Origin of the sequence: Dyadobacter diqingensis (genome assembly GCF_024220585.1) — a bacterium.
GTDB lineage: Bacteria > Bacteroidota > Bacteroidia > Cytophagales > Spirosomataceae > Dyadobacter > Dyadobacter diqingensis.
In genome coordinates, this window is sequence record NZ_JAMXKF010000002.1 from 235,378 (window position 1) to 250,543 (window position 15,166).

The window sequence follows — 15,166 nt, forward strand, 5'->3', positions numbered from 1 at the left end:
AATTGTCTGAACAAATGTTAGTTAGCAAATAGATGTAACTTCATCGACTACAAAGCCGTGACCATTGTTTTGCAGGATTTCGCACCAACATTTTAGCAATTTATTTTGGTTAAATTCTCTTCAAAATTTGAGCAACTGGCAAATCCGTTCTTCTTTGAACTTATAAAAACTTTAAATTTTGCATCCGCAGGAAATGAGTTTTCGGATTTGTAAAATCCTGAACATCGTGCTTTAAGCCCGGTATATCACTACACCGGACTACTAATGAAGTCAAAACCGGATGCTTCCCGCAACCCGGAACCACCATAGTTTTGGCGAAAAACAAAAACATGCAAACATCACAAACGATAAGAAACGACTGGTCGCTTGAAGAAATTAATGCCATTTATAACAAACCGCTGCTTCAACTGGTTTTTGAAGCAGCGGCGGTACACCGGCAATGGCACGATCCTGAAAAAATACAGGTTTGTACATTGTTGTCCATAAAAACGGGAGGATGCCCGGAAGACTGTGCCTACTGCGGACAGGCTGCGCGTTATCAGACAGGGATCAGCGTTAAGTCACTGATGAAAAAAGAGGAGGTTTTATCGATCGCGGCAAGAGCCAAAGAAGCAGGATCAAGCCGGTTTTGTATGGCTGCGGCCTGGCGTGAAGTAAAAGACAACCGGGATTTTGACAGGGTGCTCGAAATGGTTACGGAAGTGAACGCAATAGGTATGGAAGTGTGCTGTACGCTGGGAATGCTGACCGAAGAACAGGCGGATAAGCTTCAAAAGGCAGGACTCTACGCTTATAACCATAATCTGGATTCTTCTAAAAATTATTACGATCAGATCATCAACACCCGGACCTACGACGATCGGCTCAACACCCTTGAAAATGTCCGGAAAGCCGGAATTTCTGTTTGTTGCGGCGGTATTATCGGACTTGGTGAAACACACAATGACAGGATCGCGATGCTCTATACCCTATCGAATCTGCCGGAACATCCGGAGTCTGTCCCGGTTAATGCGCTGGCCAGGGTTCCCGGCACGCCACTCGCCTATCTGCCCAAAACGGACAGCTGGGAAATGGTACGGATGATTGCAACGGCGCGCATCCTGATGCCGAAGGCGATGGTCAGGTTAAGTGCCGGCAGAGCTGAAATGAATCAACAGGAACAGGCATTTTGTTTTATGGCCGGCGCCAATTCGATTTTCACCAGTGAAAGCGAGGAGCTGCTCGTTACGCCCAACCCGCGATTGCATGACGACTTTGTGATGATGGAATTACTAGGCCTGAAACCGTTGGAAACGAAGGTTGAAGCGACTGTACGCGATCTGTGCGAGATTGCGCCGAACTAAAACACCGGCTCAAATCGGACCAAACAGCAGTTTAACCACATGCCTGTAATTTTTACCCAAAGGCAACTGTTTACCGTTTCGGAGAAAAATGGTATTACCTTCGATATAGTGCACGAAAGCCCGGTTTGCGATGAAAGATTTATGGACGCGGATAAAGGTTTCGGAAGACAGCTGGCTTTCGAAGCTGGTTAACGTCCTGGGAGTCAGCCAAAATTTTTCGTCATCCCAGATTTTCACATAATTACCCAGACTTTCGAGATAATAGATCTTATCCAGGTCCTGTAAGATGTATTTTTTGTCTGATTTGATGTAAATCTGCGTTGGCTCCGCCGTTATTAACGACGGCGCCACCTCAACGTTCGGCATTTGCTTTTGGGAATTAAAAGTGGATAACGCACGATTTGCCGCTTTCAGAAATCTTTCAAACCGGAAAGGTTTCAGCAGATAATCGCATACATCCAGGTCGAAACTCTCAAGTGCGTGCGCTTCATAAGCGGAAGTGATGATAATAATCGGCCGCTTTTGAAGCGTTTTTATAAAATCAAGACCGCTGAGTTTTGGCATCCGGATATCCAGAAAGATCAGGTCAACGGGATCATTATGAAGAAAATTCAGCGCTTCAGTGGCCCTGTAACATTGTCCGGCCACTTCCAGAAACGGAACTTCACTGATGTAATTCAAAATCACATCATGCGCCAGAGGTTCATCGTCTACTATCAGGCAGCGTATATTCATGACAGGTCCAGTTCAAATTCTGCTATAAATCTCTGATTTTCCACGCTCGTTTCCATCCTGTGTTTATCAGGAAATAGTAAAACCAGTCTTTTTTTCAGATTCGACAATCCGATGCCGGTGGTCGTTACGTCGGCCGGTTCAAAAGAGTTTTCGCATCTGAAATACAGCGTTTGGGCATTACATCTTAAATCAAGATACAACCATGCGTTATCTTCGGCAGGTTCCACACCATGTTTGAACGCATTCTCGACAAAAACAATCAGCAATAAAGGCGTGACAGGCTGCATATTGTCGGACACATCCATGGTAAAGCGAAAATCAAGATTTTTTCTTAGCCTGATCTGCTGCAACTGCATATAATCATTAATATATTTTACCTCTTCACCAATGCTGACCTGCGCCTGCTTGCCCTTGTAAATCACATAACGCATCAATTCCGACAGCTGCATGATACTATCCGGCGTTTGTTTCGACTGCTGAAGGCTTAATGCATAAAGGTTATTGAGGGTATTGAAGAAAAAATGCGGATTCAGCTGCTCTTTAAGCAAGTCCAGTTCTGTCCGCGTCTTCTCCTTTTCCAGTTCCACGATCTGATTGTTTTGCTTTACCCATTGAAGCGACAGCAAAACCGGCAGACTTAAAAACATGACGAGAATCGCTCCAAAGGCATTTTCCAGCGAAAAAGGATTTTGAGGAAAAACACCACCCAACAGTCTGTCCATCGGAAGGAATTTGAGCAACTGCCCTAAAACGGGATATAAAAAAGAGACAACAGCCAGCGTGCTCAGGATATAAATCAGAAACCCTTTTTGCCTGAACACCTTCGCAACCAGAAAACGGCTGTTGATAATAAACAATAAGTATCCACACAAATACATAATAAGGAACTGGGCCGTAAAACTCAGGAAGGTGCCGAAATTCCAAAATATTTTGGTCAGGCTAAATTCAAAACCGATCAGCAATTGTTTTCGGGTGTGATAAAGCGGGTTATTCAGACTACAAGTCGCCATTGCACCAAGGATCGTGCAGACAAGAACAATGATAATCAGAACGGCTCCCTCAAAATTGATTTTATGAATCCAGGTATTCTGGTTCTCGCGTTTTTGCAGATAAGCCTGTCCCGCGAATAAGATCTCAATAACAAAACAGCAAACGGCACCGGCGACCATTGCCGAAGGCGAACAATTCAGCGGCTTGTAGATACCGCAAAGCAGCGTAAGCAAGGGTAAAAGCAGACAAAAACATAGAACCCAGACAATAAGATAATGCTTACGGGACAAATTTTCCCGGAGCTTTTCTCTGTTCCAGGCAAAAACCATGGCCGGCAACAGGATCAGTCCCAGAGCCGTAAGCGCTCCAAAATAGTGTCCCCAGCTCGAATGCCGGTTTTCCACCATACTGATAATACCCATCCAGAGCCATAAACCGGCAAAAATGAAAAATCCCTGCTGCCTGACCAGCAAGCCAGGTTTATCTGTCAATTTGTTCATGACGATAAAATAATCACTAATATCCGAGCCCGGCAAATCTTAATGATGAAAGTAATGATTATGATGATGTAGGTAAAAAAAGTCGAAAAAATACCGGTCTGCACACCTTTGTCACGACAGCGGATCACTTCATCACTTTAAGTTGACCACACACAGCTAATCACCTAATTTCCGGCCTGTTATCAAAACAAAACACTATGAAAAGGCTGCAAATCATCAATCTCAGCAAAAGTTATAAAAACGGAACCAAGGCATTGGATGATGTATCGCTAACCATCGGCACCGGCATGTTTGGTTTATTAGGTCCCAATGGCGCCGGTAAGTCCACGCTGATGCGAACGCTGGCAGCACTGCAAGAACCCGACAGCGGACAGGTGCTTTTCGACGGTGACGATATTCATAAAAATCCTCAGCAACTGCGCGCCCGGTTGGGTTATCTCCCTCAGGACTTCGGGGTTTATCCAAAAATATCCGCGATGGACCTGCTTGATCATCTTGCCGTGTTGAAAGGTTTGATAACCAAAAACGAGCGAAAAGATCAGGTTATGGCACTTTTACAGCAGACCAATCTTTACAATTTCAGAAAACAGGCTGTCAGCACATTTTCCGGCGGTATGCGGCAACGTTTCGGAATTGCACAGGCGCTGTTGGGAAATCCTCAGCTGATCATCGTCGACGAGCCGACAGCCGGTCTCGACCCACAGGAAAGAAACCGTTTCCACGACCTGCTCAGCGAAATCGGTGAGCAGGTCGTGGTTATTCTTTCCACACATATCGTTGAAGACGTTCACGACCTCTGCCCTGAAATGGCGGTTATGGCCAACGGGAAAATTATTTTGAAGGGAAAACCAGCTAATCTGACAGCAGCATTAAACGGAAAAATCTGGTTGAAAACTGTGTCAAAAGAAGAGGTATCAAGTTATCAATCCTCTCAGCAAGTGATTTCAACACGCCGAATTGCCGGAAAAATCCAGGTGCTGGTATTGGCAGATTCATGTCCGAAAACGGGCTTTGAGCCATTTTACCCTGGTCTTGAAGAAGTATATTTTTCAGCATTGCCGGGAAAGGAGGATCAGCCATGTTGAGTTCGATGTTGGGTTTTGAGATCAGGTATCATTTCAGCCAGATCACGTTTAAGCTATCCGCAATGCTCTTTTTCATGCTCGGAGTCATCGCAATTCATGGCAGTTTCGGCGGTGACGAAGTCCATAAAAACGCACCTTATGTGATCACATTCATTGTCGGTTTGCTATCGCTGTCTTCAATTTTTGTCAGCACCTTATTTTGCGCCAACGTGGTTTTGCGCGATGCCACATCCCGCATGGAAGCCATCGTATTTGCCACTTCGGTAAAACGCGGAACGTATTTTCTGGTCCGGTTTCTCGGACTGCTAATTTCAGTGTTTATCGTTTTGTTTCTTTCTGAACTGGGAGTTTTCGTCGGGTCCGCATTTCTTGACGCTGGTCAAACCGGAACATTTAGCTTCGGTTTCTATCTGCAACCGCTTCTTGTTTTCGGACTGCCCAATATTCTCTTCTCGGCTGGTATCATTTTCTGCACGGCTATGCTGACCCGCAATCTCAGGGCCGTGTATGCTGCCGGGGTATTATTATACATCCTTTACCTGACCGCATCAATCCTTGGAAACTCTCCCTTATTTGCTTCCTCGACGTTAAAAATCACACCGGATGATGCGCTTCCCATATTATTGGACCCGTTTGGGTTGGCGGCATTTTTTACCGAAACACGTACCTGGACCGATCTCCAACGAAACACGCTGTTGTTCCCTCTCACAAACCCCTTTTTGTCCAACCGACTATTGTGGACGACCTTGTCGCTGTTTTTGCTGGGTGGCAGCTATCGTTTTTTTTCGTTTCGTCCCCTTGCATCCGCGAGTGCCAAACCAAGCAAAAAGGCTGAAAAATATATTCCACGCAGGTTGGGTTACCAGCGTTATACCGTACAGCCAGCTGGCACTGGCTACTTTTTTACCGCTTTCCGTTCACAGTTAAAACTGGAAGTGATTGGCCTGTACAAGCATATCCCTTTTATGGTTATGCTTCTTTTGTGGATATTTATTTTTACCATCGAGCTGAAAGACACCCTTTTCAGTGGACCGCTTGGGATACGTTCCTTCCCTGCTACAAGCATCATTGTGGACGAAATGCGGTCGATCAAGCCCGCGCTGCTGCTCATTATTTTTTACACAGCAGAGCTGCTTGGCAGAGAGCGAACCGATCACATTGAGCCTCTGATATACAGCACACCGGTACCGAATGGCATCATTTGGGCGGCAAAATCTGTCACCCTGGCATTCCTGCTCTTTGTTTTGGTCACAGCTAACATCGGTATCGGGCTTACCATGCAGATTGGCAGCGGTTATTTCAATTTTGAATTATCTCAATACCTTTCACTTTACTATTACAGCGGTCTGCCGCTGCTGCTTTTCGCCCTGCTCGCCATCCTGATCCAAACCTTGACACCCAATAAATACCTGGGCATGCTGTTAACTGCGGTCGTAGTATTTATCCTGCTTTTCAGTAAAAAACTTGGACTGGAACATTATCTACTACGTTATGGCATCGTGCCCGAGCTTCATTATGCAGACATGAACGGTTTTGGCCATTACGCCAAGGCCTTTAACTGGTACATGCTCTACTGGACGGCTTTTTCCGTCATGCTTTCGCTACTCGCTATCGTCTGTTGGCGAAACAACGCATATATCAGGCCCTGGCAACGTATTAGGTCTATTGGAACTCACTGGACACGAGCCGGTAAAACTGCCTTTATTCTCGCGCTGATAACCTGGATGTCTACTGGTGCTTACATTTACTATCAAACCAATATCGCTGCCCGTTACAAAAACTCGAAAGCAAAACTGGATTGGAAGTTGCAGTACGAGAAAAAATACAAACCCCTCGCCCGCCTGGCTCAACCTAACATTAAGTCGGTTAAAACAACCGTTGACCTATATCCTGACGAGGCAAGATATACTGTGAAAGGCCACTACATTTTAAAAAATGAAACCGCTCAGCCGATGGAAAATATCGTGGCCGGTGTGGATCCTGAGATCACAAAAGCACATTTAATGATACACGGAGTAGTAAAATCAACCGTTGATGCCGAATTTGGTCAGTACAGCTTCCAGCTTACCAAACCACTCATGCCCGGCCAGGAAATAGCCATAGACTTTTCATTGGAAATCAACCGGTCGGGTTTTACAGAATTTAACAACGAAAACTCCGTAGCGACCAACGGATCCTACATTGAGCTGGAAAAATATGTTCCTTTTTTGGGATACAACAGCGGATTTGAAACTGATGATCCGACTTCAAGAAAAAATGCAGGTTTACCTACTTTTACAGCCGCGCAATCGGATGATCTGGATTATCACCTGATTGATTTTGAAACAACCGTTTCGACTCTCCCCGACCAGTATGTGTTAACAACAGGTACTTTGAAAAAATCGTGGACGAAAGACAACAGGAGATTTTTTAACTACAAAACGTCGGCTCCCGTAAACTTTATGTTCGCGCTGAGTTCCGCCCGTTATGAGACGAAAAAAGAAAAATTCGCTGAAGTTGAATTACGAATTCTTCATCAGAAAGGACATGAAAACAATGTTCCATTCATGATGAAAGCAATGAAGGATGCGCTAAATTACTGCAATCTGAATTACGGCCAATATCCGCTTAAACAATTGACAATTGCTGAAATTCCGCATTACCGGGGTGCTGCCACTGCTTATCCGGGCATTGTTTTTAGTGCTGAAAAAATCAATTTTCTAAGTGATTTTCGGGATACAAACCGTGTCAATCAGGCTTATGCCATTGTTGCCCACGAGGTTTCGCATCAGTGGTGGGCCAACAGGCTCGCTCCGGCCGATCAACCAGGTCGCAACATGCTCACCGAGTCTCTGGCGAAATACACGGAAATGATGATACTGGAAAAAACCTTTGGCAAATCGCTGGCAAGGCAATATCTGAAAATTGACAACAGCCTTTATTTTGCCATGCGAAATAGCTCAGGCAAAGAATTGCCACTAACCCGGACATTGGAACAAACTTTTGTACATTATCAGAAAGGTGGACTGGTAATGTATGCAATTAGAGAATTGCTTGGCGAAACACGCTTCAATGCAGCACTGCATGACCTGCTCGATCGCCATTCCTATCCACATCCCAAAGCGACGGCGGATGATCTGCTCGGTGCATTGTACCGGCAGTCTACGACGGATCAGGCAAAATTGACTGAGGATTGGCTGACAAAGGTGATAGTTTATGATTTGCAGTTGAAAATATTATCCTGCAAACCCCTGACCAACGGACAGTTCCGCGTGAAGATCCAGGTCGATATTAACAAAACCGATCAGCTGAAAAATGAGACCATCAGACCGGATGAATACATCGACATTGCCGTGTATGATCGGAAATCATCATCCGAAAATAATAAGTCATCCCCTGTTTATCTCCAAAAACATCATTTTAACAGCCAGCGAACAGTGCTTGATCTGACCGTTAATAAAAAGCCCGGGTCCGTGGTTATTGATCCGATGGGCTACTTGCTTGACGAGAATCAAAGCGATCATTTGCAGCTTGTGCGCTGACTTCACGCAACCCATTTTTACAAAAAGCCTTCATCCTGTCAATCACAAAAGATTGGCTGAATGAAGACTTTTGCGGTTATGGTCAGGAAATTATTTTTTCAGTTGTTTTCTGGTTGACTCCGTCAACTCACGTTTTGCCAGGGCGTGGCATTCGTAAATCGCATCGCTGAACATCATTTGCTGCGGCGGCGTTTTTTGGGTAGACGCAGACGGGCCGCGAAGTGCTCCAACCAGCCCCAGTTCCCGGGCTACATACACATAACGGATCGCATCAATCACCACACCGGCGGAGTTGGGTGAATCCTGTACAGAAAGCTGGGCGTCAAGAATAACCGGAGCACCCATAAAACCTTCCAGCTCCAAACGGAAATTGGCAACTTTGTTATCACCGTAAAAAGCAATGTATTCCGAAGGACCGGCGTGTAAAAAGCTGTCCTGCGTAGAAATCCCGCGGATGTCATTTTGGGCACGGATCACGTTTTCCTTTGAAATCTTCTTGGACTTCAAACGGTTTTTGTCCTCCATATTCAAAAAGTCGGTGTTACCGCCAACATTTCGTTGGATATGCGCTTTCACATGGTGCCCCCGCTCGAAGGCAAGCTCCTGAAGCATTTGCGAGACAATACTTGCCCCAAACTGACTTCTCATGTCATCGCCGATAATAGGAATACCTGCATCGATGAACTTCTGTTCCCATACAGGATCGGAGGCGATGAACACCGGAATACAGTTTACGAGGGAAATTCCCAGTTCAATACAAATCTCCGCGTAAAATTCAGTCGCAAGCTGCGAACCGACCGGCAGATAATTGATTAAAACTTCAACCTGATGATCTTTCAATTGCTGAACAATTTCGGCACGAAGCGAATGAACCAGGTCCTGATCATAAACAACACCGTCCACCAGTGAATCTGTCGTTTTCAGCTCGTCCTTGATCACAAAACGGTTGCTTTCCGGATAAGCTTCCATTTGCGGTGATACCCCGTCGATCACCGGAGACCGGTAAATTGGCGCTTCCGAAGTAATGTCTCCATTCAGTACGATTGTACAATTTGGCCTGGCAAAAATCGCATCTTTCAGGGGAAGCCCAATCTTTCTTTCGTCCACATCGAACCCGCAGACAAATTCAATATTTTCGGCCTTATATCCGCCGATATTGTCGGCCATTAAACCGGATGTTTTCTCAGAAAATTTAGTGTAATATTCTACTCCCTGAACTAGTGAACTGGCGCAGTTTCCGACACCTAATATGGCAACTCTGATTTTATTAGTCTCTTTTTGCATTATCGGATCTATTTTATTTAATAATGATCCCGTAAAGAAACTAAATAAATCAACCCGAAATAAATTTTACAAGTGTTATAAAACAGGTAATTAGCTCTAAAAATACAAGTTTTCAAGCTAAAAGGCTGCGACACAAAACGCTACAAAAAAAGAAGTCGTGCGTATTTTTTTATAATATTTTCGAGAAATATCCGGAAATACGTATAATCAATTGCAAACGTTTGCATAAAATTTAAAAATCAGAAAAGTTCCCCTCAATAGACATCTTTTTTCTACCCGTTTTTCAGGTAAGCGCAGGGAACATTGGAAGGCTGATAATCGATCCCGTAAGCAGCCCAGAGAAGGCTGACAACGACACCTGAAATTGTCTCTTCATTTCGGTGCATTTGTGGTAATAATCCCATCATGGCATAACTCACCGGGTTCACCGCAGGGATCAAAGTTTCCCACGTATAACCCTTCCCCCAGATGAGTCCGGGTACGGTAATTTTCAAATCTGCCTGTTCGGAAATCAGATAGTTCAGCATATCCAGCGATTGATTTGAATTTTGATTGACCGTATGAAAAACGGGCGTTTGTCCGCCAAACCCGTGAACATCAAATCCGGCCTGCGCATTGATATCAGCCCCGGCTCTGACCAGCTCCCGGGCACTGGCCAAATGGTTAAACTCGGCACAAATATGAAGTAAGGTCACCTGATCAAGGGGCGTGTAGGCACAGCGAAGCGTATACCTTTTCGAAACCACCGATGGGTTAATAACCAGATGTTCTGCCAGTGACACGGCATCATCAAGCAGCACGGCGAGTAAAATTTTATCATCAAATTCCAATCCGTAGTCAACGAAAACCCGGACGCATTGTTTAAATCGTGGCGAGCGGGCATATTCACTGGTCAGTTCTTCAATAAGGGGTTTTCCGTTGAAGTAATCGTTGGGAGTAACACCGTGTTCAAAACATCGTCTGATCCCTTCAACCGAATGAACTTCAATTTCCCCGATAATCTCCTGCAAGTAATCCATGAGACGCTATCAAAACGGTTCGGACTGAGAAAATAATCCGTCAATTACGAAGCAGCTAACGGCTTGATAATCGACGGATCTTGCAGATAAAGATACAGTTAAATACTTTTAAGGTAAAGACGCACGGCCTTTAATTCTACATCTGAAAACTCCCTGGTCATCTTCCACGGCATAGGCTCTTTCAGTGTACTGCCATCTGGCCGGATACCAGTCCGAAGCGCATGGAAAAACTGCTCGTCTGTCCATTGGCTGCTTTTTCCGGTGGACGAAATATCAGGATTGGGCCCTCCCCCTTTCATATTGGGCTGGTGGCAATGCGTACACACCAAGGCCACGTACTTACCAAATTCAGCCGTTTCTGCCATTTCTTTGCCAGCAGGCGGCAAAGCGGCATGATCAATCTTTTCAGCGGCGAACAAATCCAGCTGACCAAGATCCGTCAGGATCGTGGCACCCGGTCCGATCTCGGATAACGGAAGCTGATTATCCACAGGAGGAACCTGCGCGCAGTAGGCGATGATGGCTTTCAAATCAGGTTCGGTAAGCTGGTTATAATTGACAGAAGGCATATACAAAAGCGGTTTCCCATCTTGACCAAGCCCGTGCCGGATGGCCAGAACCCAATCACGTGCGGTAAAACCCGGTCGCAGCCCACCCTGACCGCGGGTGATATTTTTAGCCACCAGGCGCCCCACACCCGACTTTTCAAATATTGTTCTGCCACTCAGATCTTTGCCGTGACAGTCGTCACAGCCTTTGACAGCGACCAGTCGTTTTCCCTGCGCAATTATGGCTGAATCGGTGACGAGGTCGATCGCAACGGGTTTTACTGAAAACTGTTTATTCCTTCGGTTGTCCGTTGCAATCCAGGCTTTGGTGTAATAACCAAGCACCAGCAAGACGATCAGCAGCAGTATCCGCACCGTCCATTTCATTATTTTCTTTAACATGGCTTTGATATTTTATTGCTTTAAAAAACCGGAATGATCTTTGCGGCGAGGGAGCCCTACACCGCGTTTAATCGATCCTGACCATGCAAATTTGTGTTACTCAGCACCTAAGCTGAAAGTTGAACCGGTTAAAATGTCATTTGACCCGGATGAAGTGTTCAAAACCGCTTATGAGGTATAATTGAGTTTAGGATGCTAAGGGAGGACTTCACTAACGGACCGTAACCGGACATTTTACGCAAGAGTGTTCAGATTTGAACAGAGTTATATTTGGATAACAGGTAAGTGAAAAATATTAACAATCTGATAATCATCATATTAAATAAATATACTTTGCCAAAATCCAACGATTTTCCTGACAGGCACGCCCTTTTAATACTATGAACTAATGTTTCACTACAAAAATATTAGCCATGAAAACTCCAATCAATTACTTGCTGCTTAGTCTGTTGACTTTGATTTCTTTGAGCTCATTTAGGGATGGAAACGAAACCGTCCAAAAGCTGGATGCACGGCTTTACAATATTGCAAATACCCACAAGGTAAAACTGATGGTGGATTCTGGTACGGACAGTAACCTGAAAATTGTGCTGAAAGGAAAGGATCGCACAACCTACTATTCGGAGTTTTATAATCCCAAGGGACAAAAATACAGTCGTGTTTTTAATATGGATGAAATGAACGAAGGCGTGTACTACTTCGAAGTGTATTACAAAAAACAAAAGCTCGTTAAAGAGGTAAAAATTCAACAGAATTATGAGAAAATGATCGCAGTACTTTGATAGAATACGGGTTCGGAGCTTCTCCAAGCTCCGAACCCGTATTCTATTTATTTTTACCTCAATGTTGTCCCTGACGTAACTTTTTAAGCCTGGTCAGGGCTTCGATGTAATAGTAATCGGCGTAGTTGATCGACACGTCAATTTCAGTACCATTGGGATGATGGCCTGTCGAGTGCATTAGAAACGCATGGTTTTTGTCGCCGCTTTTATAGTGATTGGAAGCCAGGGAAATTAGCATTTTCTCCGCCTCTGTTCGATAAAACGCAGCCTTCTTTTTGTCCTTTGTCAGGGTAGAAAGTTCAAGAAGACCTGACGCTACAATAGCCGCCGCTGATGCATCTTTTGGGGCCAGCGGAATTTTAGGATCGTTAAAATCCCAATAAGGCACCTGATCAGCGGGCAGATTTTTGATATAGACATCGGCGGTTTTTTGCGCGGTTTCAAGAAAATCTTTTCTGCCGGTTTCTCTGGTGCTCATCGTAAAACCATAAATCGCCCAGGCCTGTCCGCGTGCCCACATGGTGTTATCTGCATATCCCTGATGCGTCACACCTTTGATAAATCTGCCGGTTTTATCATCATAAACCGCGACATGATAAGAGGTCCAGTCCGGACGAAAATGGTTTTTCATTGTCGTTTCGGCATGTTTTTCGGCGATTTCATACAACCGTTTACCACCTCCGTTTTTCGCCGCCCAAAAAAGCATTTCCAGATTGATCATGTTGTCCATAATCGTATTGTGTGGCCAGCCCATCTGTTTGACCATGCGCGGCCAGGAAAGTATGGTGCCCACTTTCGGATTGAAAAGCAATGCAAGCGAATCCGACGCGCGTAAAATTGGTTGCTTAAACACGGGATTTTTCGTCAGCCGATAGCCATTTCCGGCACTGGTGTAAAACAGAAAACCGAGGTCATGATCATGTTCTTTGGCATCAAGAACCGGTGTCAGCGCTTCCGTAAATTTTTCGGCCGCATCTTTGAAAGATTTGTCTGTTGAATTCTCATAAGCATACCAGAGTGTTCCGGGCCAAAAGCCGCTGGTCCAGTCGTCAATCCCGACGTAGTTCCAGTTGCTGTCACCTTTGGCGATGCGTCTCGGGAGTTTGGAATAAGGCTGCTTTTCCGCCAGGGTTTTCTTTGCTTGCGTGAAACAATAGGCCAGCTCTTTGTCTACGTCGAGTGTCTGGTTTTGCGCATAGACCTGACTGGTCAGGGTTACCGCTAATGTGATCGTTTTTAGATATTTCATCGTTTTTGATGTCCCAGGGCGATGCCCCAGGTTAAGATAGGACGCCCTTTCAGGGCTTTTTGATGTAAAAAGTTCTGGTTATTGGTGCTGCGGATTGCAGTTCGGGAATCGCTGTCCGGCCATATTGCCAGGCGACGATCGTCACTTTTACCGGGAATTTGGTTTTTGGTGGAATTTTGGTAACATGCAATTCGTCACCCCTTACTTCGGCAGGACCCTCTTTTACGTAAAAGGAAACGGGTACACCGGCGCTGGAAACCGCATGAAGTTTTATCAAATCTGGGTTATAGGAATAGTCCCGGATCGGGTCAAAGACTATGTTTTGTGTTTTCCCGTCAGTGTTTACGAGCGGAAACCGCATGTTGACTTGCTGCACGACACTTTTGTATTTATCATCACCCTCGCTCGATGCCAACAGCCAGATATCATTCGACCGTTTAGGATTATTAAAACCCATCCGGTAAAAGCTGATCTGAAAAGTTGTGTCGTTGACTTTTCTGACCGGGCCGCAAATCCGGCTGATCGCCAAAGGCGTACCGGAATGCCGGCCCGCTGGTCTCGTCTCGGAACTATCCGCGTAAAAAGCACTGACCGAAAAAGTGATTCCATCCTCCACCGGATTAAATTTCAGGTTATACCGGGCATGGGATTTTCCGGGATCCAGTACTTGCCCATTTTGCCTGAAACCTGCAAACTGCTGTCGTTTACCTCTTGTTTTGGCATAAAACAGCTCAGTTTCCTCAGCCATTTCTTTATCGAAACACCAGGATGCCGTATACCGGTCGCCCTGATAATTTTTATAACGATTCGCTCTGGCAAGCGGCAAACTGTCTTTACGCCACCGGTCCATCAGCCAACCTTTCGAGGGATGAACCGCTAAAAGCCTGACAGGTCCTGTTCGGGTACTGCTTTTGGGCAATCTTTTTTCAGCTGCTTTTTTGATAAAAAGACAAACATACCGGATCATTCCTTCTGAGTAATCGAAGTGACCGTGCCCCGCATCAGCAAAAAAAGTGATCGGTGTCGCAGGATTTTTTTTGACAAATTCAAAGCCGGGTTTGATCCGTTCTTCCCACCATTCGTACTCACCCATGATAAATAAGGACGGCACACCTTCAATATTTCGATCACCCCAGTCAGGATTAGGCTTGCCGCTTCCCGTTAATTTTGTCAGGGGGGCGTCTCCGTGCACCGACACCAATGCCAGTGTCCGCGACGGATTCCAGGCAGCAAAATTCCATGGAAAACTTGCCAACGCAGAATGTCCTATCGGCATAATCGGCGCATGTTCAAGCTCTTTATATCCTGAGATTTCTGCCAATGACTTCATCATGCGATTGAAATCTACCGGAGCATTTTGATGGAAATCAAAGGTTATTGTCAGGGCGGGCGTTACCCAAATCTCGGCAAAACCCAGTTCGGTCATCGTTTTTCTGAATGCAGGATGTTCCAGCATTCCCTCTTCCACCATGTTATGCTGTGTAAAAACCACGCCCCTGACGTGCCGGCAGTTTTCAGGTATCCACAAAAACGCCTCAGGATTCGACTTCGTTTCTTCTGAAATCACTCCCTCTACCGGCACGCTCCATTGCCAGACCTGCGCCACGCAGAGTTCCCGGTTACAAAGCAGCAGCAACACAAGCCAGAATATCTTTTGCTTATTTCCCGTTTTCGAAAAGGGGGTTATTCGAGACAAACAAATTTCCAT

11 protein-coding genes are annotated in these 15,166 nt (G+C 45.4%); 4 read left to right on the plus strand and 7 right to left on the minus strand.

Translation table 11 applies throughout. The features are described from left to right. Positions 1-329: 329 nt before the first annotated feature. Positions 330-1,343: a biotin synthase BioB gene (gene bioB, locus M1L62_RS06665; protein ID WP_254412249.1), complete on the plus strand. Its 1,014-nt coding sequence runs from the start codon at positions 330-332 to the stop codon at positions 1,341-1,343. A gap of 9 nt (positions 1,344-1,352) precedes the next feature. Here the strand turns inward: bioB and M1L62_RS06670 are convergent, their stop codons facing one another. After that, positions 1,353-2,078 carry a LytR/AlgR family response regulator transcription factor gene (locus M1L62_RS06670; RefSeq protein ID WP_254412250.1) on the minus strand — a complete coding sequence of 242 codons (726 nt, stop codon included), beginning with the start codon at positions 2,076-2,078 and terminating at the stop codon, positions 1,353-1,355. Continuing rightward, positions 2,075-3,568 carry a sensor histidine kinase gene (locus tag M1L62_RS06675; protein ID WP_254412251.1) on the minus strand — a complete coding sequence of 498 codons (1,494 nt, stop codon included), beginning with the start codon at positions 3,566-3,568 and terminating at the stop codon, positions 2,075-2,077. The genes M1L62_RS06670 and M1L62_RS06675 overlap by 4 nt, the downstream gene beginning before the upstream one ends. Positions 3,569-3,765: 197 nt before the next feature. On the opposite strand from M1L62_RS06675, the gene M1L62_RS06680 reads away from it, so the two are divergent. Continuing rightward, a complete protein-coding gene (locus M1L62_RS06680) occupies positions 3,766-4,653 on the plus strand; it encodes an ABC transporter ATP-binding protein (protein ID WP_254412252.1) in 888 nt (295 codons plus the stop codon). Beyond that, complete coding sequence (locus M1L62_RS06685; protein WP_254412253.1) at positions 4,647-8,174, plus strand: ABC transporter permease/M1 family aminopeptidase; 3,528 nt, start codon at positions 4,647-4,649, stop codon at positions 8,172-8,174. The genes M1L62_RS06680 and M1L62_RS06685 overlap by 7 nt, the downstream gene beginning before the upstream one ends. Positions 8,175-8,264: 90 nt before the next feature. Here M1L62_RS06685 and M1L62_RS06690 read toward each other — a convergent pair whose 3' ends face one another. From M1L62_RS06690 to M1L62_RS06700, 3 genes are all read right to left on the minus strand, one after another. Continuing rightward, positions 8,265-9,458, minus strand: coding sequence for an inositol-3-phosphate synthase (locus M1L62_RS06690; protein WP_254412254.1), 1,194 nt, complete (start codon positions 9,456-9,458; stop codon positions 8,265-8,267). 272 nt (positions 9,459-9,730) lie between these two features. Next, positions 9,731-10,477 carry an ankyrin repeat domain-containing protein gene (locus M1L62_RS06695; protein WP_254412255.1) on the minus strand — a complete coding sequence of 249 codons (747 nt, stop codon included), beginning with the start codon at positions 10,475-10,477 and terminating at the stop codon, positions 9,731-9,733. A gap of 98 nt (positions 10,478-10,575) precedes the next feature. Further along, a complete protein-coding gene (locus tag M1L62_RS06700; RefSeq protein ID WP_254412256.1) occupies positions 10,576-11,427 on the minus strand; it encodes a c-type cytochrome in 852 nt (283 codons plus the stop codon). A 413-nt stretch (positions 11,428-11,840) separates the two neighbouring features. Here M1L62_RS06700 and M1L62_RS06705 point away from each other — a divergent pair, with 413 nt between their 5' ends. Then, positions 11,841-12,209 carry a hypothetical protein gene (locus M1L62_RS06705; protein ID WP_254412257.1) on the plus strand — a complete coding sequence of 123 codons (369 nt, stop codon included), beginning with the start codon at positions 11,841-11,843 and terminating at the stop codon, positions 12,207-12,209. 58 nt (positions 12,210-12,267) lie between these two features. Here M1L62_RS06705 and M1L62_RS06710 read toward each other — a convergent pair whose 3' ends face one another. Beyond that, positions 12,268-13,458 carry a glycoside hydrolase family 88 protein gene (locus M1L62_RS06710; RefSeq protein WP_254412258.1) on the minus strand — a complete coding sequence of 397 codons (1,191 nt, stop codon included), beginning with the start codon at positions 13,456-13,458 and terminating at the stop codon, positions 12,268-12,270. 49 nt (positions 13,459-13,507) lie between these two features. Beyond that, a complete protein-coding gene (locus M1L62_RS06715) occupies positions 13,508-15,166 on the minus strand; it encodes a hypothetical protein (protein WP_254412259.1) in 1,659 nt (552 codons plus the stop codon).